Below are 21,832 nucleotides of genomic sequence, written 5' to 3' on the forward strand. Positions count from 1 at the left end.
TATCGTAAATAGGGTATGCTATCCAACTTTGCAAACAGTCTGGAGTTGCTGGAAGCGGTCCAGCAAGAGCAACTCTATCACAAATTGCTGCATCAGCTCAAAAAGGATTTTGAATTGGCCAATGTGCCCATCAATATTCCTTTGGACATCGCTCCGGAAGAGCTCAAAAGTACCATTCACGAGAAAGTCTATTTTCTAATGGTGGAGAAGTTTCCGGAATACCTGAACTTGTTGTATGTGGTGGATATTTCCGAAAAGGAAGTCAAACAAATAGCTCCCGCCGATGTGGTCGACATTTCGGCGGAAGTATCTTTCTTATTGTTGAAACGGGAATGGCAAAAAGTCTGGTACAAGGCCAAATATAGCCGCTGACCAAAGGTCAGACTTTTACATAAACGCCTTTCTTGTCCATAATATACCCTACCAGCCAACAGGTGAGCATCACCCATAGCGCGAATAGGAACGAGCCCACATAGCCGCCCGACCAAGAGATAAAAACGGTATCGGCTATCCAATTGTACAGCGATTGACCGTTCATATCAATGGCAAACAAGGTGATGATGAACAGTTCTGATAAAAGGTAAATGAACAAGGTGTTTTTGCCAAAGACTTCAAAAAAGTAACTCCACCCCTTCATTTTTTTCATATCGAGGAGATAGATGAGAATGGCGATGACAAAAAGATCAATACCGCAGGTGAGCAACACAAAGGAACTGGTCCATAGCTTTTTATTGATGGGTAATAGAAGGTCCCAGGCCAGGCCTGCAAACACCAACGCAAAACCGACCATCATCAATTTAGCAACGGTTTCGAAGTTTTGGCCATTGTTTTGGATAAATCGTCCGGCCAAATACCCAATAATCACGTTGACGATGGCGGGCAGGGTGCTCAGCAATCCTTCAGGGTCAAAAGGGATGCCCTCACCTTTATACATATGGTCGGTACCGATCAACCATTGGTCCAGTTGAAGCACGGCATTTCCGGTCAAGGTAAGATCCCCAAAACTAATCAAGATCAAATGATAGCCCACCAAAAAGGCCAGACTGAGCCAAATGGCGGTCTTGGTCTTCACGAAGTGAAGAATGATCGAGGCGAACATATAGCAGAGCGCAATTCGTTGCAAAACTCCAAAAATTCGTGTTTCGGAAAAAGGCTTTAGCTGTCCGTCGTCAAAAAATGGGTACCAGTACATTAAAAAGCCCAATAAAAAGATAATGGCCGTTCGCTTCAATATTTTTTTGAACACTGCCGATTGCCCCATGCTTTCGTACTTTTTCATGCTAAAGCTCATGGAATTGCCCACTACAAACAAAAAGGTAGGAAAAACCAGGTCGGTCAACGTAAAACCGTTCCATTCGGCGTGCAACAATGGCGAAAAGGTCGTGGAATAGTTTCCGGGAGAATTTACAATGATCATCAAGGCGACATCCAATCCCCTAAAGACATCCAAGGAGAGGTATCGGTTTTTGAATAAGGACATATTGGTTTGATTAGTTGGCCCCCGAAGTTAAATTATTTTTAGTTTCCCCTGTTAATTTCAGTTAAAAATTTCATTTTTAGTGCTATCCTGTTTATTCTGTGATATAGTTGTAAATTTGAAGAAGAATTTATGGGCATTGCAAGCATATGAACGCTAAAACCCGTATTTTTGACAAAATTTTCCATAAAGTTTTGGAGAAACAGAAAGAATGGACAAATATTCATTTTTAAACGCTGCGCACACATCATTCTTTGCGGAGCAATACGATAAATACCTAACGAATCCAGATAACGTAGAGCCCAGTTGGAGGGCTTTTTTTCAGGGTTTTGATTTCGGTTTGGAAGGTTCCTTGGAGGATTTGGGCATCGACTCGGACAAGAGTGGCATGGTCGTGCTTACCAATGGAAGAAAGGTGGAAATGCCGGAAACCCTTCAAAAGGAGTTCCAGGTCATCCGCCTGATTGATGGGTACCGTTCTCGAGGGCACCTCTTTACAAAGACGAACCCCGTTAGAGAAAGACGCAAGTACGAGCCTACCTTGGATATCGACAACTTTGGCCTTACCCAAGAAGATTTGGATACCGTTTTTGATGCCGGTAAAATCCTAGGTATAGGACCTGCATCCTTAAAAGAAATCATCCGTCACTTGGAAAGTATTTACTGTGACGCCATTGGGGTGGAGTACATGTACATCCGGACCCCGGAGCGTATCCAGTGGATTCAGGATTGGCTCAACAAGAACGATAACCATCCCGATTATACCCCAGAGGAAAAGAAGAATATTCTACGGAAATTGAACGAAGCTGTATCCTTCGAAAGTTTCTTGCATACCAAATATGTGGGACAAAAGCGTTTTTCGCTTGAAGGGGGAGAATCCTTGATTCCTGCTTTGGACGTAATCATTGAAAAGGCTGCAGACCAAGGAGTGAAGCAATTTGTGGTGGGAATGGCCCACCGTGGACGTTTGAACGTCCTCACCAATATCTTCGGAAAATCGCCTAAAGATATTTTCAGCGAGTTTGATGGTAAGGATTACGAGGAAACCATCTTCGATGGTGATGTGAAATATCACTTGGGATGGACATCCAAGCGCGAGACGGACTCCGGCAAAATGGTCAACATGAACATTGCTCCGAACCCATCCCACTTGGAAACCGTCAACTCCATAGTTGAAGGTATCGCCAGGGCCAAACAGGATAGAGATCACGGCGACAATATTTCCGAGGTACTCCCTATATTGATTCATGGAGACGCCGCCTTTGCAGGTCAGGGTGTGGTCTACGAAGTGATACAGATGGCCCGTTTGGAGGGATACACTACCGGAGGTACCATCCATATTGTGGTGAACAACCAAATTGGATTTACCACCAACTATTTGGATGCAAGATCATCAACGTACTGCACGGATGTGGGCAAAGTGACCCTCTCGCCAGTACTTCACGTAAATGCCGACGATGCAGAGGCCGTGGTGCACGCCACTACCTTTGCCTTGGAATATAGGATGCGTTACAAACGCGATATTTTCTTGGATCTACTGGGTTACCGTAAATATGGTCACAACGAGGGTGACGAACCCAAGTTTACGCAGCCCCTGTTGTACAAATCCATTTCCAAGCACAAAAACCCTAGGGATATTTATGCGGAGAAGTTGATTGCCGAAGGCATTATCGACGAGAACTACGTAAAAGAACTGGAGGAAAAATACAAGAACGATTTGGAGGAGAATCTTATGGATTCCCGTAAAATCGAAAAGACGAGAATAACCCCTTTCATGCAGGATGAATGGGAAGGGTTTGAGCAGGTTACCGAAGAGGTGATGCTGAAACCTATGGATACCACGTACGATCTTAAAAAATTGGACGAAATTGCCAAGAGCATTACCAAACTTCCGGAGGATAAAAAATTCTTAAGGAAATTGGAGCGATTGGTGGAAGGCCGTCATCAAATGTACTTCGAGGACAACAAGCTGGATTGGGCCATGGGTGAGTTGTTGGCCTATGGATCTCTGATCGAGGAAGGTTATGATGTTCGTATGACGGGACAAGATGTGGAAAGGGGAACCTTTTCGCACAGGCATGCGGTCATTAAAACCGAAATGCACGAAGAAGAAGTGGTGTTGTTGAATGAGATGGGGGAGAACCAAAACGGGAAGTTCCACATCTATAACTCATTGCTTTCGGAATATGCGGTGATGGGATTTGATTATGGTTATGCCATGGCGAGCCCAAAAACATTGACGATTTGGGAGGCACAGTTCGGGGATTTCAGTAACGGTGCCCAAATCATTATTGATCAATATTTGTCATCCGCAGAAGATAAGTGGAAACTACAAAATGGACTGGTGCTCCTATTGCCTCACGGTTATGAGGGTCAAGGGGCAGAGCATTCATCAGCACGTATGGAAAGATACCTGCAATTATGTGCCAAGGACAATATGTTCGTGGCCGATGTGACCACCCCGGCCAACTTGTTCCACCTCTTCCGTAGACAAATGAAGGCCAACTTCCGTAAACCATTGGTCGTATTTACGCCAAAGAGTTTGTTGAGGCATCCCAAAGTGGTCTCGACAAAAGAGGAGATGGCCAACGGAAGTTTCCAAATGGTAATCGATGATGCAGGTGTTAAGGCCAGCAAAGTGAAGACATTGGTGTTCTGTACCGGTAAGTTCTACTACGATCTGTTGGAGAAAAGAGAGGAGCTTGGCCGCGAGGAAGATGTAGCCTTGGTTCGTTTGGAACAATTGTTCCCGTTACCGGCCAAAGAAATGCGAAGCATTATCAAAAAATACAAGAATGCCGACGACATTGTTTGGGCCCAAGAAGAGCCTCGAAACATGGGCGCTTGGAGCCATATGTTGATGCATTTGGACGAGGCCAAACAATTTAGGGTGGCTTCCCGAAGATTTTATGGTGCTCCTGCCGCAGGTAGTGCCGTACGCTCCAAAAGACGTCATGCCGAAGTACTGGACTACGTTTTTGACAAGAGCAAGGACAACATGCAAATAAGATAATATCACGTATAAACGATAATAGAATGGTTTTAGAAATGAAAGTTCCCTCACCAGGGGAATCCATTACAGAGGTAGAGATCGCCGAGTGGTTGGTAGAGGATGGAGACTATGTGGAGAAGGACCAGGCCATAGCCGAGGTGGACTCGGACAAGGCAACATTGGAGCTTCCTGCAGAGGAGAGCGGAATTATTACCCTTAAGGCCGAAGTAGGCGACGCTGTTGCCGTTGGCGAAGTAGTATGCCTTATCGATACCAGTGCCAAAAAGCCTGAAGGTTCATCGGATGCTTCCGATAAAAAAGAGGAGTCCAAAAAAGAAGAGCCTAAAAAGGAGGCGCCCAAGAAAGAGGAGCCTAAAAAAGAAACCTATGCTTCTGGGACACCATCCCCAGCAGCCAAAAAAATATTGGATGAAAAAGGTATTGAACCTTCATCCGTTTCCGGTAGCGGAAAAGATGGCCGTATCACCAAGGACGATGCCGTGAAGGCAAAGCCATCCATGGGTACGCCCACTGGAGGAAACCGTGGTGAGAGCCGATCCAAACTTTCCATGTTACGCCGAAAGGTGGCTGAGCGATTGGTATCCGCCAAGAACGAAACAGCGATGTTGACCACCTTCAACGAAGTGGACATGTCGGCGATTTTCGAGTTGCGCAGCCAATACAAGGAAGAGTTCAAGGAAAAGCATGGGGTGAGTCTTGGATTTATGTCCTTCTTCACCAAAGCCGTGATCCGCGCCCTTCAAATGTATCCCGCCGTTAACTCCATGATCGATGGCAAAGAAATGATCACCTACGAGTTCTGCGATATCAGTATTGCGGTGTCAGGACCGAAAGGCCTGATGGTGCCCGTTATCCGAAATGCGGAGAACTTGACCTTCAGAGGCATAGAATCCGAAGTAAAACGATTGGCCATCCGTGCTAGGGAAGGTGAAATCACCGTGGATGAAATGACTGGTGGTACCTTTACCATTACCAACGGAGGTGTGTTCGGTTCCATGTTGTCCACCCCGATTATTAACCCGCCACAAAGCGGAATTTTGGGCATGCACAATATTGTGGAACGTGCCATTGTTAGAGATGGTGCCATAGCCATTGCACCAGTAATGTACGTAGCACTTTCTTATGACCATAGAATTATTGATGGTAAAGAGTCCGTTGGGTTCTTGGTGGCTGTGAAAGAAGCTTTGGAAAGTCCAGAAGAATTGTTGATGGACGGCGATGTTAAAAAAGCGTTGGAGTTATAAGCGAATGTCATCTCGAGCGCAGTCTAACAATTTAGACGTGTGTCAATTCGAGTGATTTTTTAATGTATGACATTAAAAAAATGTATCGAGAATGGATAAGTGTATGCAGAAAACCATGTTCTCGATACTTTTTCCTTAAGGAAAAAACTCGAACTGACGGTTTGCTTCATAAATTTTTAAAGTCAAAATAGGAAGATGCCTTTACTTTTTTAAGTAGAGGCATTTTTTATGGTAGTCAATTACCGCTTTTCCCTTATTCAGGAGGTCGGCGCCAATAATGCCATCAACCGGCAAGGCATTGTGGTTGACCAAGGCTTGGTTGACATGGGTGAGGTCAAAAAGAACGACTTTCTGTTTTTTCTTTTTCCAGTCGCCGATTTGGATTTTGTTTTTATTGGAAATCAAGGTTTCCATTTCCGTAGCTCCCGCTCCGGCAGCTTTAATGTCGGTTACTTCCGATAGCATTTCAAAAAACTCGATTTTGTCCATGCCCACGCAGGTGTTGGAGGCTCCCGTATCCAAGATGAACCTACCCTTTACACCATTAATGCTGGCTACTAGTTCAAAGTGGTTGGTTTCGGTCAATACCAAAGGTATTTTAAGGTAGTCTTTGGATTTTAGGAATTTTTTGAGTGATGCCATATGGAAATATGCTCTTGAAGGGCTTTAATCGATAACAAAGTTTTGGGACATCTAAGATAAGCCTATTTTTGTGACGGAGTCATTTGAAATCTAAATGGAGTTTTTAATCTTTCTATTACTTATCGTGGTTGTGATAATAGGAGCGCCTATCACAATTTCTTTTTTGTTATATCGCTGGATAAAGAAAAAAAGGTTCAACAAAAAATGGAGATTGATTTCTTTTGTTCCGATACTCATTCTCGGATTTTTTATTTATCGGGCAATTTATCCTGATTTTGATTTTTACGAGGAAGATTTTGAGCAAGTGGTTGAAATGCCATTTCCAAAGAGTGGTGAGATTAGGTATAAAATTGCATCGTATCCTGACCATTTCGGAGATTATACTTCTTCATTTTTGATTGAATTGGATAAGGAGGATATGGATAGGTTGGAAAGTCAAATTCTTAATATTGGATTTAAGGAGGTTGATAATACAATGTCTTCAGAAGAATTGGATTATGTTGAAAGTAAAGTTGATTCAAAAGAATATTTAAAACAATACGCACGAAACTTAGATGCTGATAAATATTTTTCCATTGGATTTTTAAACGATGGCAGGTCAGTAATAATTACTCGAGCAAGTTGGTAAGTACGCAACATGGACAATACGTAAATCAATGATTATAACCGACACCCATACCCATTTATACAGCGAAGCCTTTGATGAAGACCAGGATGAAATGATGCAACGAGCCTTGGATGCCGGAGTAAAACGGTTCTTTGTTCCCGCCATCGATTCCACCTACACCCAATCCATGCTCGACCTGGAAGCCAATTATCCCGAGAATGTATTTTTGATGATGGGGCTGCACCCAACCCATGTAAAGGAAAATTACAAGGATGAGCTGGCCCATGTGGAACAATGGCTGGACAAGAAAAAATTCTATGCCGTTGGCGAAATCGGAGTCGACCTGTATTGGGACAAAACCTTATTGAAGGAACAGCAAGATGCTTTCGCCTATCAGATTCGGTTGGCGAAGAAACATCAATTGCCCATTGTAATTCATTGTCGTGACGCCTTTGATGAGGTATTCGAGGTATTGGAACAGGAAAAAGGGGAGGGACTTTTCGGGATTTTCCATTGTTTTACGGGAACCTTGGAGCAAGCACATCGTGCCCTTTCCTACAATATGAAGTTGGGTATTGGGGGGGTGGTCACCTTTAAAAATGGTAAGATCGACCAGTTTTTGAATGAAATTGACCTGAAACACATCGTTTTGGAAACGGATGCACCCTATTTGGCACCGGTCCCTTATCGCGGCAAACGCAATGAAAGTGCCTATGTGGTACAGGTATTGGAAAAACTATCATCCATTTATGGTATGCCGGAAGAAGACATCGCAGAAATCACCACGGCAAACTCAAAAGAGCTATTCAGAATCTGATCTATGAAAAAAAAGACCAACATATTGCTCATCTATACCGGAGGTACCATCGGTATGGTGAAGGATTATAAAACCGGTGCGCTCAAGGCCTTTAATTTTGAGGAGCTGGTGAAGAACATTCCAGAGTTGAAGCAATTGGATTGCAATCTTCGTGGTGTCTCTTTTGATGATCCTATTGATTCTTCCAACATGAATCCACATTATTGGGCCGTAATTGCATCCATTATAGAGGAGCATTATGATGATAACGATGGTTTTGTGGTGCTCCATGGCAGCGATACCATGAGTTATTCTGCGTCGGCATTAAGCTTTATGCTGGAAAACTTGGAGAAGCCAGTCATCTTTACAGGGTCGCAATTGCCCATCGGGGATTTGCGTACCGATGCCAAGGAAAACCTGATTACCTCTATCGAAATTGCCGCGCTTCAGAAAAAGGGGAAGCCCGTGCTGCAGGAAGTTGGACTGTATTTTGAGTACAAGCTCTACAGGGGCAATCGCACCACCAAGATCAATGCGGAACACTTCGAGGCTTTTGACTCCTTGAATTATCCACCTTTGGTGGAATCTGGTGTGCATTTAAAGGTGCACCATAATTATCTGATCAAAAAAGTGACAAAAAACAAGTCGCTCCAAGTGCACAAGAAAATGGACAATCGGGTGGCGATACTCAAATTGTTTCCGGGAATCAACCAAAATGTGCTCCACGCGGTACTGAACATTCCCGATCTAAAGGCATTGATCTTGGAAACCTACGGTGCAGGAAACGCTCCTATGGACGATTGGTTTTTGGATGCCATAAAAAAATCGGTGGAAAAAGGATTGCATATCATAAACGTGACACAATGCTCGGGAGGAAGTGTTTTTATGGGGCACTACGAAACGAGCGAAAAGCTCAAGGAGATGCAACTGGTTAATGGCAAGGATATTACAACCGAAGCAGCTGTTGCAAAAGCGATGTACCTATTGGGGACGGGGGTTCCCGACAAATTGTTCAAGACAATTTTTGAGACGCCGCTACGTGGCGAAATGGTGTAAAATTAACGCTCCAAATTTCTATAACTGATTATTTTTTTGTTTATTGGTCGCCCTAAATGAAACAATAGAGAGGTGGCCGAGTGGTCGAAGGCGCACGCCTGGAAAGTGTGTATACACCAAAAGTGTATCGAGGGTTCGAATCCCTTCCTCTCTGCAAGGTATTTTAGTTTTTCTATTATAAAATTTTTATATCTTTAACATTATTAACTAACTAAATTTAAGTTTAAGTAAAATGAAAAAAATATCCTTTACTCTGGCTGCTGCCGGAATGTTTGTGATGGGAACTACAACTGCGTCTGCAGCAATGTTGCAAGAAGAAGCTGAAGCCAGCAAGGGTTTCACCCAGGTATTGAAAGAGCAATTTATCCAAGGGGGGCCTGCCTTCATGGGAATCGTATTGCTATGTTTGATCTTGGGATTGGCAGTTGCCATCGAAAGAATCATCTATTTGAATTTGGCAACTACAAATTCCACTAAACTGAAGCAACAAGTTGAGGACGCTTTGGCTTCAGGAGGTGTAGAAGCAGCCAAAGAAGTATGTAGAAACACTAAAGGACCTGTTGCGTCTATCTACTACCAAGGTTTGGATAGAGCTGACGAAGGATTGGAATCTGCTGAGAAAGCGGTTGTTTCCTACGGAGGTGTACAAATGGGCCAGTTGGAGAAAAACGTATCTTGGTTGTCCCTCTTTATCGCCATTGCTCCCATGCTTGGGTTCATGGGTACGGTAATCGGTATGATCCAGGCCTTCCAGAAAATTGCAGCTGTAGGTAACTTGAGTGCTTCCTTGATTGCAGGAGATATCCAGGTGGCGTTGTTGACAACCGTATTCGGTTTGATCACTGCGATTATCCTTCAGATTTTCTACAACTATATTATTGCTAAAATCGATAGTATCGTAAATGACATGGAAGACAGCTCCATCGCTTTGATCGACATGTTGGCTGCCCACAAGAAGTAATTACGAATTAAAAACTATCGAGAATCATGAATAAAATAGTTAAAATATTGCTCATCGTCATTGGATTGGTAGCTGCCGTACTTTGGTTCTCCCTTCCCTCTGCCGATGATCCAAGCGCCATAAACAGTGGAGCCATGAACTTTATGTTCGTAATTATGTACATCCTGTTGGCCATTGCCGTAATCACTACGGTAGTCTTCGGGTTTGCAAAATTGTTCTCTACTAAAGGAAGTTTAAAGAAAGCCCTTTTCGCCATCGGTGGATTGGCCATCGTAGTGGCCGTATCATACGGGCTCTCATCTGATAATATGGCCGTGGTCGAAGCAATGTCCGAAAGAGGCGTTGAGACTACGGAAGGAACTGTGAAAAACATTGGAATGGGATTGAACGTTTTCTTCATCCTTACCGCAATTGCGGTAGTTCTAATGGTAGTACCAGGTTTGAAAAGAATGTTTGTAAAGTAAAAAGTTGAATTATGCCTAGAAGAAAAGGAGCACCGGAAGTAAATGCCGGCTCCATGGCGGATATCGCGTTCCTCTTGCTTATCTTTTTCTTGGTGACCACCACCATTGAAACAGACGCAGGATTGGACAGGATGTTGCCGCCGATAGAGCCGCCAGATCAAGATGTTGTAATTAAGCAGAAGAACATTTTTACTGTGAACATCAACAAGAATGGACAGCTTTTGGTCGAGGATAATTTGATGGAAATGAAGGACCTTAGAAAGGCCGCCACCGCTTTCTTGGAGAACGGTGCAGACGGAACCTGCTCTTATTGCAAGGGTAAAAAGGACCCTTCCTCATCAGATAACCCGACAAAAGCCATTATCTCGTTGAAGAACGACAGGGAGACCAAGTATAGTACCTACATCACCGTTCAAAATGAGTTGGTTGGTGCTTACAACGACTTGCGTAACCGTGAAGCTCAGCGTTTGTACGGTAAGGATTTTACCGATATGGAAGCGGATTATTTGGATCCTGAAACCCCATCGAGCGTTAGAGATGACTTGAAAGACAAAGTGAAACGTATCCAGGATATGTTCCCACAAAAGCTTTCAGAGGCAGAAACCACAACCAATTAATAACTATTTAATATGGCTAAGTTTAATAAAAAGAAGGATGGCGATTTGCCAGCGGTATCAACAGCTTCGTTGCCCGATATCGTTTTCATGCTACTGTTCTTCTTTATGACAGTAACCACAATGAAAGATAGTTCTCTAATGGTTGCCAACACTCTTCCCAATGCTTCTGAAATCAAGAAGTTGGAGAAGAAGGATCGCGTTATTTACATTTACGTAGGAACACCTACGCAAGAATATCAAAAGGTTTTTGGTTCAGAGCCAAAAATCCAATTGAACGATAAGTTTGCCAATGTGGACGAAGTAGGTTCATTTATCTTGGCAGAACGTGCAAAAAAACCGCAAGAACTTCAAAATGTATTGACTACCGCTTTGAAAGTGGATAAGGAAGCCAATATGGGCCTTATTACCGATATTAAGCAAGAATTGAGAAAAGTGAATGCCTTGAAAGTGAATTATACCACTTACGAGGGAGATGCTTTTAACAATCTACAGTAGGCAATAGCTTAGATTTAGTGGGAAACGCTCCAAATTTTTAATTTGGGGCGTTTTTTGTTTTAAATTCACCTATGATTCGTTTTCTATTTCAATTCACTCTTTGCGGCTTTATCCTTTCCTCTGTATCTGCATGGGGACAGGAAGCAACGGATAGCATCCAAGTGTTGGATCAGAAGTATCTGGAGGACCAGTTTTATACAGGGGTAGCCTATAACGTGTTATTGGATACGCCCGACGAGATGGATCAGCGCAATTTTAGCTATAATCTTCAAGTGGGATTTATCAAGGATATTCCTTTGAATAAACGAAGAAACTTTGGTTTGGGACTCGGTGTCGGTTACGCGGCCAATTCCTATTATTCGAATGTGGTGGCCTCCGAAGAAGAGAATGGTATTGCGTACAACGTAGCGGTAGATGCTGACTTCAACCGTAGCAAGTTGGAAACCCATGCCATTGAGTTTCCCTTGGAACTACGTTGGCGCACCTCCACCGCGGCCGATTATAAGTTTTGGCGTGTATATGCCGGCGTAAAATTGGGCTACGTGTTTTCGGGTCGATCTAAATTGGTGATGGATAGCGGCAATGAATTGTTTTCCAATCCTGATATTGAAACTTTTCAATATGGCCTCATGTTGAATTTTGGATACAACACATGGAACGTGCACGCCTATTACAGTTTAAACTCCGTGCTTGCGGATGGACCAACCTTGAATGGCACACCTCTTGAATTGAATGTGCTGCGGATCGGGCTCATTTTTTATATCCTATAACCAGTATTTCAGAATAATCAACTGGGAACAGCTTCCCAGAAGAAACCCTATCAACAGTTCGTTGGCGGTATGCGCCTTTAAATATAGGCGGGAAGTGGCCACCAGACCCGTGCAAAGCGTAAACAAACTAATGGCGATGGTAATGTTAATCTCAAAATGGATGCTAAGGGCCACTAAGAAGGTCAAGATGCTTCCCATACCCAAAAGGTGCATGCTGGTCTTAAATTTGAAGAACAATAGTATAAGTGTTGCAGACGTGGCCGTCAACAGTCCCGTAAAATAGTAAAAGAGCTCGTGTACGTAATTATTGGGTATTACTTTGTACAATATCATTAAAAAAATGATACAACTAATATAAAGCGGGTATTTGCGCTCTTGAACAGTGGGAAGGAATATGGAATGGATAATCCCCAAGTTCTTTAGGATCAGGAAAAAGATGATGGGGATGATGACGGTCAAAATAAAGATGGGGAGAATGTTGCCACTTTGGGTTTCCAAGGTGCTGTATGGGGCCACCAAAAAATAAGCAATCGTACCTCCAATCGGTATGAACAACGGATGGAACAGGTACGATATAATGTGGAATAGGTGACGCATTAAATCTCTTTTCGTAGTCGGGCCACCGGAATGCCCAACTGTTCCCGATATTTGGCGACCGTTCGCCGGGCAATCGGATATCCCCTTTCCTTTAGGATTTTGGCGAGCTTTGCATCGGTGAGGGGCTTTTTCTTTTCCTCATCACGGATAACGGTTTCCAGGATTTTTTTGATTTCTTTGGTCGATACATCTTCGCCCTGCTCATTTTTCATTGCCTCGGAGAAGAAATCCTTGATCAATTTGGTGCCGTAGGGAGTGTCCACATATTTGCTGTTTGCCACTCGCGACACCGTGGAAACATCCATGTCAATCCTATCGGCAATATCCTTCAAGATCATGGGGCGCAGTTTCCGCTCGTCCCCGGTCATAAAATATTCCTTTTGATATTCCATGATGGTATTCATGGTAATGTACAAGGTTTGCTGTCGCTGGCGAATGGCATCAATGAACCATTTGGCCGCATCCAGCTTTTGTTTGATGAACATGACCGTATCCTTTTGGGACTTGGACTTTTCCTTGGCATTTTTATACCCTTCGAGCATGTTACTGTATTCTTTGGATACATGAAGCTCCGGTGCATTTCTGCCATTTAGGGTCAGTTCCAGTTCCCCGTCCACGATTTTAATGGAAAAATCGGGCACTATGTGCTCTATCATCCGGGTATTTCCCGAGTAGGAGCCTCCTGGCTTGGGATTCAATTTTTCAATTTCCGAAATGGCCTCCTTAAGCTCTTCTTCGGAAACGTGATGTTTCTGGATGAGCTTGGTATAATGTTTCTTGGTAAAATGTTCAAAAGACCGTTCTAGGATATTAATGGCCAATTCTATTGAAGGTTTTGGCTCTTTGCGTTTGAGCTGGATGATCAAACATTCGTCCAATGAACGGGCAGCCACACCAGGGGGGTCGAGATCTTGTACAATACCAAGCACCTTTTTGATCTTGTCCTCTTCCACATATATGTTCTGGGTGAAGGCCAAATCGTCCATAATGTCCGTCAAGGGTCTGCGGATATAGCCACTTTCATCCACGCTGCCCACCAAAAACTCAGCTATGGCCCATTCTTCATCATCCAGATAGACGGTATTGAGCTGGTTGAGCAAATATTGGGTAAAGGATGTTCCCGCCGCGTAGGGGACCCGTTTGTCCTCGTCGTCCGCACTGTAATTGTTGGCTTGGGTGCGGTAATCGGGGATTTCATCATCACTGAGGTAATCGTCTATGTTGATTTCCTCGGTGTCGATGTTTTCATGGTCCTCCGATTCATCATACGTATCCTCGTACATATCATCCAAGGTATCCGTTTCCTCTTTGCCGCTCTCCAATGCAGGATTTTCCTCCAGCTCTTGCTTCAATCGCTGTTCAAAGGCCTGCGTGGGCAATTGAATCAGTTTCATGAGCTGAATCTGCTGCGGAGACAGTTTTTGGGAAAGTTTAAACTGTAGATGTTGCTTCAGCATATGAATTGATGAATTGGAATCTTACCTTTTAAAATACTAAAATCAAATTAAAACTCCGCATTTTGCGGTGTCCTAGGGTAGGGGATTACATCTCGAATGTTGCCCATTCCCGTAGCGAACTGCACCATGCGCTCAAACCCAAGGCCAAATCCACTATGCACTGCGGTGCCGAATTTTCGTAGGTCCAAATACCACCAAAGTTCCTTGGCGTCAATGTCCAGTTCCTTGATTTTTTGTTCCAGCACATCCAATCGCTCTTCCCTTTGCGAACCACCCACAATTTCGCCGATGCCCGGGAAAAGTACGTCCATGGCTCGAACCGTTTTGCCATCGTCGTTTAGACGCATGTAAAACGCTTTGATGTTGGCCGGATAATCGAATAGGATTACGGGGCATTTAAAATGTTTTTCCACCAAAAAGCGCTCGTGCTCACTTTGTAGGTCAGCACCCCACTCTTCGATGGGGAATTGGAATTTTTTCTTTTTGTTGGGTTTACTGTTCTTCAATATTTCAATAGCCTCTGTGTAGGATACCCTTTTGAAATTGTTTTCTACCACAAACCTCAATTTTTCGATGAGTGCCATTTCGGAGCGTTCGTTTTGGGGTTTGCTCTTTTCCTCATCCAACAATCGTTTTTCAAGAAACTCAAGGTCATCTTGGCAATGGTCCAGCACGTATTGAAGAATGTATTTGATGAAATCTTCGGCCAAATCCATGTTGGCATCCAGATCATAAAAGGCCATCTCGGGCTCTATCATCCAAAATTCTGCCAAGTGACGGGATGTGTTGGAGTTCTCTGCCCTAAACGTGGGGCCAAAGGTGTATACTTTGCCCAATCCCATGGCATATGTCTCTGCTTCCAACTGACCGGACACGGTCAAATTGGTTTCCTTTCCAAAAAAGTCCTCTGTGTAGTCTACCTCCCCGGCATCGTTCAAAGGCGGATTCTTTTCATCCAAGGTAGTTACCCTGAACATTTCCCCGGCACCCTCGGCATCAGAGCCTGTGATGATAGGAGTGTGCATATAGTAAAACCCATTTTGCTGAAAGTAGTTGTGAACGGCAAAAGACAGCACCGAACGTATGCGCATGACTGCGGCAAAAGTATTGGTGCGCACCCTGAGATGTGCTTTTTCCCTTAAAAATTCCAAAGAATGCTTCTTGGGTTGAATAGGGTAGGTCTCCGGGTCGGCAGTGCCGTGCACAAATATATCGGTAACTTGGATTTCCACGCTCTGTCCACGTCCTTGGCTTTCTTCCAAGGTTCCGGTGACCTTTAGTGCTGCTCCGGTAGAAATTTGCTTTAAAAGAGCCTCGTCCAAATTTTCAAAATCCACTACACATTGCATATTGTGAATGGTGGAACCATCGTTCAAGGCAATGAACCTGTTGCTTCTAAATGTTTTGACCCATCCATTTACTTCAACGGAATCTCCTACGGGTTGCTTCTCCAGCAATTCTTTTATGGAATAAGAAATCATTCTAAAACTATCTTTATTGAATCGGTAAAGATAGGTTTTTGATGAAAAATGATGGCAATGGAAAAGCCTAATTTATGGGAGTTTCCGCTACTATTTGTCCTTGGGGCCGTCCTCGTCTTTGGGCAAAATATCGATTTGTGGTTTTTTGAGCACTTGTTTGTTGGCAATGCTCCTTTCCAAAGAAAGCAGTAGGGATGGCAACAAAATCAAATTTGACAACATGGCGAAGAGTAGGGTTGCAGACACCAATCCTCCCAAGGCCTTGGTTCCACCAAAGCTGGAAACAATGAATACCGAGAACCCGAAGAAAAGCACGATTGAGGTATAGAACATACTCACTCCTGTTTCGCGAAGGGCCGCATACACCGAACGTTTGATGTGCCAACGGTTGGCAGCCAATTCTTGGCGATATTTCGCCAAAAAGTGGATGGTGTCGTCCACCGAAATACCAAAGGCGATACTAAATACCAAGATGGTGGATGGTTTGATGGGAACTCCCAAATAACCCATGACTCCCGCAGTGATGACCAAGGGCAGAAGGTTGGGCACTAATGAAATGATGACCATTTTATAAGACCGGAACAGATAGGCCATGAACAAGGAAATCAAACCGATGGCCAGCGCCAAGGAAAGCAGCAGGTTCTTTACCAAGTATTTTGTTCCTTTTAGGAACAGGAGTGCCTTTCCTGTCATAAAAACATCAAAGCGATCCGCAGGAAATTGCTTGGTGATTGCTTCCTGTACATCTTTTTCGATTTCTTCCATACGGTCAATTTTCACATCGCGCATGTAAGTGGTCAAACGGGCGGTTTGTCCGGTGCTGTCCACAAAACTTTGCAAAAGGTCCGTGCCTCCTGTGGATGACTTTTGCACGGCATTCATGATAAAGGTGTTTTCCTGGCTGGTGGGCAGTTGATAGTACTTTGGGATGCCGTTATAAAATGCCTGCTTGGAATACTTTACCAAATCAACAATGGAAATAGGTCTTGACAGCTCTGGTATCTCATCGATTACGGTACCCAATCGGTCCATGCGTTTGAGGGTAGCCGGTTTTACCACTCCATTTTTTCGTTTGGTGTCCACCACAATTTCCATGGGCATAATGCCATCAAACTCCGCTTCAAAGAATTGGATGTCCTTATAAAAATGACTGTTTTTGGGCAAGTCCTCGATTCGACTCCCTGTAATGCGCATTTGATAGATACCTACAATGCTCAATACCAAAACAGCTACGGTGGTGATGTAAACAGCAATGCGATGGTTGCGCACCATATTTTCCATCCAGTTCACAAAAAAGTCCATCCACTTTTTGTTCAGGTGCTTTAGGTGCTTCGTCTTTGGAAGTGGCATAAAGCTGTAAATGATGGGGATAATCAACAACGAAAGGATAAATATCCCAATAATGTTGATGGAGGCCACGATACCAAATTCCTTGAGCAGGTCGCTGTCCAATATGATGAAGGTGGCGAAACCCGACGCCGTGGTAATATTGGTCATCAAGGTGGCATTCCCGATTTTGGAAATTACCCGTTGCAGGGAAAGCGCTTGGTTTCCATGTTTTTTGACCTCTTGTTGGTATTTGTTGATGAGGAAAATACAATTGGGTATACCGATGACAATGATTAGTGGGGGAATAAGGGCGGTAAGGATGGTAATCTCATATTTGAGTAGTCCTAAAATACCAAAGGCCCACATTACCCCGATGATGACCACACACATGGATATAAAAGTGGCCCTGAAACTTCGGAAGAAAAAGAAAAAGATGATAGAGGTCACCAATAGAGCACCAACGATAAAAATACCGATTTCGTCCACGATGGATTTGGTGTTCCATGTTCGAATATAGGGCATACCGGAAACGCGGACATCCAACTGGGTCTCTTGTTCAAAATTCTCCACGAGGTCGCCCAGATCGTTTAGGATAAACTCGTTCCTTACAGCGGTGTTCATGATATCCTTATCCAAATACACCACCGTTTGGATGGTGCCACTCTTGGGGTTGTACACCAGATTATCGTAAAAAGGAAGTTCGTTGAAAAGGTGATTGGTAAGCGAGTCGATTTCTTTCTTGGTCTTTGGGGGCGACTCGATCAGAGGGGTCATCACAAAGGTTTGAGTCTCGGAGTCTTTCACCAGCTCCTTTAGGTTTTCCAAAGAAATCACGTAGTCGACTTCGGGGAAAGCGTCCAGTTGTTTGCTGAGCGTGTTCCACCGATTAAAATTTTTCGGTGTGAACAAAGCCGAATCCCGAATGGCCAAAACGATGGCATTGCCCTCCTCGCCAAATATTTGGGTAAAGGACTTGTATTGAATGGTAGCAGGGTGGTCATCAGGAAGTATGTTGGCCTCGGTGTTGGAAAACTGCATGTTTTTCCATTGCAAGGCCAAAAAAACGGTTACTCCTGCTACTCCCAACAGGATAAGAATCCTATTGCGGAGAATAATGCTTGCGACCTTAGGCCAAAATCCTTTAGTGAGCTTTGCTACCATGTGGGTTTTGTTGGGCGCAAAGGTAGAAAATGATATGTTGTGTTCCTAGGAATGGGCCCTACCAAAACCCAAGTTTTATACCTTCATGATTTCCGCTTCTTTTGACGATAGGATGTTATCGACCTTATCACTATAGGTGTTGGTCAATTCCTGAACGTCAACTTCGGCGTTGCTCAACAGGTCCTCGGAGATATCTAATGCCTTCAGTTCCTTATTGGCTTCCTGTCTGGCACTACGGATACTTACCTTGGCATCCTCTGCTTCGGCCTTGGCTTGTTTTACCAATTGTTTTCTGCGTTCCTCGGTGAGTGGTGGTACGTTGATGATGACCATTTCTCCGTTGTTCATTGGGTTGAAGCCCAAATTGGCATTCATAATGGCAGTCTCAATATCGCCCAAGAGGTTTTTTTCCCATGGCTGCACAGATAGGGTGCGCGCATCTGGGGTATTGATGTTGGATACTTGTGAAAGTGGGGTTTGCGAACCATAATAATCCACCATCACGGTAGAGAGCATCATGGGGCTTGCCTTACCGGCCCTAATTTTGGTCAATGCTTTTTGCAAGTGGGCAATACTGGCCTCCATGCTTTCTTTGGTGCTGTCCAGAATAAATTTTACATCTTCGTCCATAACAATCAAATTTATAAAAATGAAACCAAATTGTGTGTCAGTTTACACATTGACCACGGTTCCTATATTTTCTCCAGATACTATTTTGTTCAGGTTGCCTTTAGTGTTCATATCGAAGACCACAATGGGCAATTCGTTTTCTTGGCTTAGGGTAAATGCCGTGGTATCCATCACCTTGAGTCCTTTGGAAAGTACTTCATTAAAGGAAATGGAATCAAATTTCGTGGCGTCTTTGTCTTTTTCTGGGTCGGCGGTGTAAATTCCATCAACACGGGTACCCTTCAATATCACATCTGCCTTGATTTCAATGGCACGTAGCACGGCTGCAGAATCGGTGGTGAAGTAAGGGTTTCCTGTTCCACCTCCAAAAATCACTACACGTCCTTTCTCCAAATGGCGGATGGCCCTACGTCTGATAAAAGGCTCTGCCACTTCGTTGATTTTGATGGCGGATTGCAATCTGGTCTGGACACCTTTGAGCTCGAGTGCGCTCTGCAAAGCCAGGCCGTTGATCACGGTGGCCAACATCCCCATGTGGTCGCCTTGCACCCTGTCCATTCCTTGACTCGCCCCGGCGAGACCCCTAAAAATGTTGCCTCCCCCGATTACGATGGCGACTTCAACACCTTTTTCGATTACCGATTTTATTTCATCGGCATATTCGTCCAATCGTTTGGCGTCTATACCGTATTGTTGTTCGCCCATGAGGGCTTCTCCGCTCAATTTTAATAAAATTCTTTTGTAATGCATTTAGAGTTTCTTGAAGTCCGGACAAAAATAATCAAAATTATTTATGGGATAGGAAGAATTGCAGGTTTGGTTTGGCCATAAAAAAACCGCTTCTTTTTGGGAAGCGGTTCGTGTATTTGTGCTTGTGGTGAATTAACCCAATGCCACTCTTGTGAAACCAGTTACCTCCAAAGCAGAGTCTACTGATTTTACATATTGGGCAACACTTTGCTTGCTGTCTTTTATGAAATCTTGGTTCACCAAAGTATTGTCTTTAAAGAAACGCTTCAATTTTCCTTGAGCGATTTTGTCCAACATTTCCTCAGGTTTGCCTTCTTGACGCAATTGATCTTTTGCAATTTCAATTTCTTTGTCGATGATGGACTGGTCCACACCTTCTTCGTTCAATGCAACAGGATTCATCGCGGCAGCTTGCATGGCCACATCTTTGGCAGCTTCGGCAGCACCGTCAACGTTGGCGGACAATCCAACCAAAGTAGCGATTTTGTTCCCTGCGTGGATGTATGACCCTACGAAAGGAGCGCTCAATCTTTCAAAGCTTCCGATTTCGATTTTCTCACCGATCACACCGGTTTGCTCGGTCAATTTTTCCGCAACGGTCATTCCATTGAAAGAAGCGGCTAGAAAGTCTTCCTTTTTGTCAAAACCTATTGCCAAATCAGCCAATTCGGTTGCAAGCTTTACAAAGCTATCGTTTTTGGCAACAAAGTCGGTCTCACAGTTTAGGGAGATAACCACGCCCTGAGTGTTGTCATCGTTAACTTTTGCGATGGCAGCACCTTCAGATGAATCTCTGTCAGCTCTTTTGGCTGCAACTTTTTGACCTTTCTTTCTTAGGATTTCGATGGCTTGGTCAAAATCTCCATCAGCTTCGACCAAAGCTTTTTTACAATCCATCATTCCAGCTCCGGTAGCTTGTCTTAGTTTATTTACCTCTGCGGCAGTAATCTTTGCCATTTTTTCTTTCTTTTTTAAATTTTATGTAAAGTAAAACACTACGAGAGTGTTCTTGTTTAGGACAATGTTAAATCAACAGGTTTATTCAACTCCGCCTTTAACGCTGTCTTGCCATTCTTTTAGTTCGTCCCAGTTGCCTTCGGCAGCCATTTTGGCTTGTTTTGGCCAAGATGTTGGGTCCAAGTGAGCTAAAGTTGAACTGGCTTCGGTCAAGATTTCCTTGATTTTTTCAGCGTCAGTGTCCGCTAGTGCAGCGTAAGTGCTTAGGCCATTGGCAACCAATGCCTCGGCAGCTTTAGGTCCTATACCTTCGATTTTGGTAAGGTCTTCTGGCTTGGCTTCAGCCTCTTTTTTGGCAGGCTTTTCCTCAGCAGGCTTCTCTTCTTTAGATGCTGCCGCCTCGGCTTTTTTAGCAGGCTTTTCTTCTGCGGCTTTTTCCTTTTTCTTTGGAGTTTCCTCTACCGCATCGGTAGTGTCATCTTCCTTGTCTTTTCCGCTTCCTTTATCGTTTTTGCGCTCTTCCAAACCTTCAGCAACGGCTTTGGTTACGTGCTCCAATATAATTTCAATGGATTTACCGGCATCGTCGTTGGATGGGATGGCGAAATCTACGTCACGAGGGTCGGAGTTGGTATCCACCATGGCGAAAATCGGGATGTTCAATTTTTGCGCTTCCTTAACAGCGATGTGCTCACGCATGGTGTCCACAATAAATAGGGCACCTGGCAAACGGGTCATATCTGCAATGGAGCCTAAGTTTTTCTCCAACTTGGCACGCAAACGGTCAACTTGTAATCTTTCTTTTTTGGAAAGGGTGTTGAACGTTCCATCTTTCTTCATGCGGTCGATAGCAGCCATTTTTTTGACAGCTTTACGAATGGTTACAAAGTTGGTCAACATACCACCGGGCCATCTTTCGGTGATGTACGGCATGTTCACTTTGGATACTTTGTCCGCTACAATGTCCTTAGCTTGTTTTTTGGTAGCTACAAAAAGGATTTTTCTTCCTGAAGCGGCAATTTTCTTAAGGGCTTCGTTCGCTTCCTCAAGCTTTGCAGCTGTTTTGTAGAGATTGATAACGTGAATCCCGTTACGCTCCATGTAGATGTAGGGAGCCATGTTGGGGTTCCACTTTCGTGTTAGGTGTCCAAAATGCACACCTGCTTCCAGTAAGTCTTTTACTTCAATTTTACTTGCCATTTTTTGTACTTAGTTTACGTTCCGTTGTAAGTAGCAATGCACTGGTGGTCACAATAATTTGTTCGCCCAGCCCATTTAGATGCTAAACTAGTTTCCAAAAAGTCGAAATGTATATTCCCTTTTGGAAC

Annotated in this window: 21 protein-coding genes and 1 tRNA gene; 12 read left to right on the forward strand and 10 right to left on the reverse strand. The window is 43.9% G+C overall.

Annotated elements, in window-relative coordinates:
* The first annotated feature begins 15 nt into the window (after positions 1-15).
* Positions 16-372, forward strand: coding sequence for a hypothetical protein (locus ABNE31_RS05285; protein WP_349352638.1), 357 nt, complete (start codon positions 16-18; stop codon positions 370-372).
* Between the two features lie 7 nt (positions 373-379).
* Here the strand turns inward: ABNE31_RS05285 and ABNE31_RS05290 are convergent, their stop codons facing one another.
* Positions 380-1,480: a heparan-alpha-glucosaminide N-acetyltransferase domain-containing protein gene (locus tag ABNE31_RS05290; RefSeq protein ID WP_349352639.1), complete on the reverse strand. Its 1,101-nt coding sequence runs from the start codon at positions 1,478-1,480 to the stop codon at positions 380-382.
* A gap of 208 nt (positions 1,481-1,688) precedes the next feature.
* Here ABNE31_RS05290 and ABNE31_RS05295 point away from each other — a divergent pair, with 208 nt between their 5' ends.
* Together ABNE31_RS05295 and odhB are read left to right on the forward strand one after the other, a co-directional pair.
* Positions 1,689-4,490, forward strand: coding sequence for a 2-oxoglutarate dehydrogenase E1 component (locus ABNE31_RS05295; RefSeq protein WP_349352640.1), 2,802 nt, complete (start codon positions 1,689-1,691; stop codon positions 4,488-4,490).
* Between the two features lie 23 nt (positions 4,491-4,513).
* The gene (gene odhB / locus ABNE31_RS05300) at positions 4,514-5,734 is read left to right on the forward strand and encodes a 2-oxoglutarate dehydrogenase complex dihydrolipoyllysine-residue succinyltransferase (RefSeq protein WP_293284143.1); all 1,221 of its coding nucleotides are present in this window, start codon (positions 4,514-4,516) and stop codon (positions 5,732-5,734) included.
* A 201-nt stretch (positions 5,735-5,935) separates the two neighbouring features.
* Here the strand turns inward: odhB and ABNE31_RS05305 are convergent, their stop codons facing one another.
* Complete coding sequence (locus ABNE31_RS05305) at positions 5,936-6,376, reverse strand: retropepsin-like aspartic protease (RefSeq protein WP_349352641.1); 441 nt, start codon at positions 6,374-6,376, stop codon at positions 5,936-5,938.
* Positions 6,377-6,470: 94 nt separating this feature from the next.
* On the opposite strand from ABNE31_RS05305, the gene ABNE31_RS05310 reads away from it, so the two are divergent.
* The 9 genes from ABNE31_RS05310 to ABNE31_RS05350 all read left to right on the forward strand — a co-directional run bounded on the left by ABNE31_RS05310 (position 6,471) and on the right by ABNE31_RS05350 (position 12,142).
* The gene (locus tag ABNE31_RS05310; RefSeq protein ID WP_349352642.1) at positions 6,471-7,004 is read left to right on the forward strand and encodes a hypothetical protein; all 534 of its coding nucleotides are present in this window, start codon (positions 6,471-6,473) and stop codon (positions 7,002-7,004) included.
* Positions 7,005-7,032: 28 nt separating this feature from the next.
* A complete protein-coding gene (locus tag ABNE31_RS05315; RefSeq protein WP_349352643.1) occupies positions 7,033-7,800 on the forward strand; it encodes a TatD family hydrolase in 768 nt (255 codons plus the stop codon).
* A gap of 3 nt (positions 7,801-7,803) precedes the next feature.
* A complete protein-coding gene (locus ABNE31_RS05320) occupies positions 7,804-8,835 on the forward strand; it encodes an asparaginase (protein WP_349352644.1) in 1,032 nt (343 codons plus the stop codon).
* Between the two features lie 66 nt (positions 8,836-8,901).
* Positions 8,902-8,989 (forward strand) — tRNA-Ser (locus ABNE31_RS05325).
* A 78-nt stretch (positions 8,990-9,067) separates the two neighbouring features.
* Complete coding sequence (locus ABNE31_RS05330; protein ID WP_127142235.1) at positions 9,068-9,796, forward strand: MotA/TolQ/ExbB proton channel family protein; 729 nt, start codon at positions 9,068-9,070, stop codon at positions 9,794-9,796.
* 26 nt (positions 9,797-9,822) lie between these two features.
* On the forward strand, positions 9,823-10,260 hold the full coding sequence (locus ABNE31_RS05335; protein ID WP_179383632.1) for a hypothetical protein: 438 nt from the start codon (positions 9,823-9,825) through the stop codon (positions 10,258-10,260).
* Positions 10,261-10,271: 11 nt separating this feature from the next.
* Positions 10,272-10,877, forward strand: coding sequence for a biopolymer transporter ExbD (locus tag ABNE31_RS05340; RefSeq protein WP_179383633.1), 606 nt, complete (start codon positions 10,272-10,274; stop codon positions 10,875-10,877).
* A gap of 12 nt (positions 10,878-10,889) precedes the next feature.
* Positions 10,890-11,372 (forward strand): biopolymer transporter ExbD, encoded by a 483-nt coding sequence (locus tag ABNE31_RS05345; RefSeq protein WP_179383634.1) that lies wholly within the window; start codon positions 10,890-10,892, stop codon positions 11,370-11,372.
* Between the two features lie 71 nt (positions 11,373-11,443).
* Positions 11,444-12,142, forward strand: coding sequence for a porin family protein (locus ABNE31_RS05350; RefSeq protein WP_349352645.1), 699 nt, complete (start codon positions 11,444-11,446; stop codon positions 12,140-12,142).
* On the opposite strand, the gene ABNE31_RS05355 is transcribed toward ABNE31_RS05350, so the two are convergent.
* The 8 genes from ABNE31_RS05355 to rpsB form a co-directional block, all read right to left on the reverse strand.
* Positions 12,137-12,739: a hypothetical protein gene (locus tag ABNE31_RS05355; RefSeq protein ID WP_179383636.1), complete on the reverse strand. Its 603-nt coding sequence runs from the start codon at positions 12,737-12,739 to the stop codon at positions 12,137-12,139. The two genes, ABNE31_RS05350 and ABNE31_RS05355, sit on opposite strands and share 6 nt — an antisense overlap.
* Entirely contained in the window at positions 12,739-14,196 is a 1,458-nt protein-coding gene (gene rpoN / locus ABNE31_RS05360) for an RNA polymerase factor sigma-54 (protein ID WP_293284157.1), read from the reverse strand. The genes ABNE31_RS05355 and rpoN overlap by 1 nt, the downstream gene beginning before the upstream one ends.
* Positions 14,197-14,243: 47 nt before the next feature.
* Positions 14,244-15,677, reverse strand: coding sequence for an asparagine--tRNA ligase (asnS, locus tag ABNE31_RS05365; RefSeq protein ID WP_349352646.1), 1,434 nt, complete (start codon positions 15,675-15,677; stop codon positions 14,244-14,246).
* A 90-nt stretch (positions 15,678-15,767) separates the two neighbouring features.
* The gene (locus ABNE31_RS05370) at positions 15,768-18,167 is read right to left on the reverse strand and encodes an MMPL family transporter (RefSeq protein WP_349352647.1); all 2,400 of its coding nucleotides are present in this window, start codon (positions 18,165-18,167) and stop codon (positions 15,768-15,770) included.
* Positions 18,168-18,242: 75 nt separating this feature from the next.
* Positions 18,243-18,797 (reverse strand): ribosome recycling factor, encoded by a 555-nt coding sequence (gene frr, locus ABNE31_RS05375; protein ID WP_179383640.1) that lies wholly within the window; start codon positions 18,795-18,797, stop codon positions 18,243-18,245.
* A 42-nt stretch (positions 18,798-18,839) separates the two neighbouring features.
* Positions 18,840-19,547, reverse strand: coding sequence for a UMP kinase (pyrH, locus tag ABNE31_RS05380; protein WP_179383641.1), 708 nt, complete (start codon positions 19,545-19,547; stop codon positions 18,840-18,842).
* A gap of 132 nt (positions 19,548-19,679) precedes the next feature.
* Complete coding sequence (gene tsf, locus ABNE31_RS05385; RefSeq protein ID WP_179383642.1) at positions 19,680-20,504, reverse strand: translation elongation factor Ts; 825 nt, start codon at positions 20,502-20,504, stop codon at positions 19,680-19,682.
* A gap of 81 nt (positions 20,505-20,585) precedes the next feature.
* Entirely contained in the window at positions 20,586-21,704 is a 1,119-nt protein-coding gene (gene rpsB, locus ABNE31_RS05390) for a 30S ribosomal protein S2 (RefSeq protein WP_349352648.1), read from the reverse strand.
* Between the last annotated feature and the right edge of the window lie 128 nt (positions 21,705-21,832).

This window comes from Flagellimonas sp. MMG031, assembly GCF_040112705.1.
GTDB lineage: Bacteria > Bacteroidota > Bacteroidia > Flavobacteriales > Flavobacteriaceae > Flagellimonas.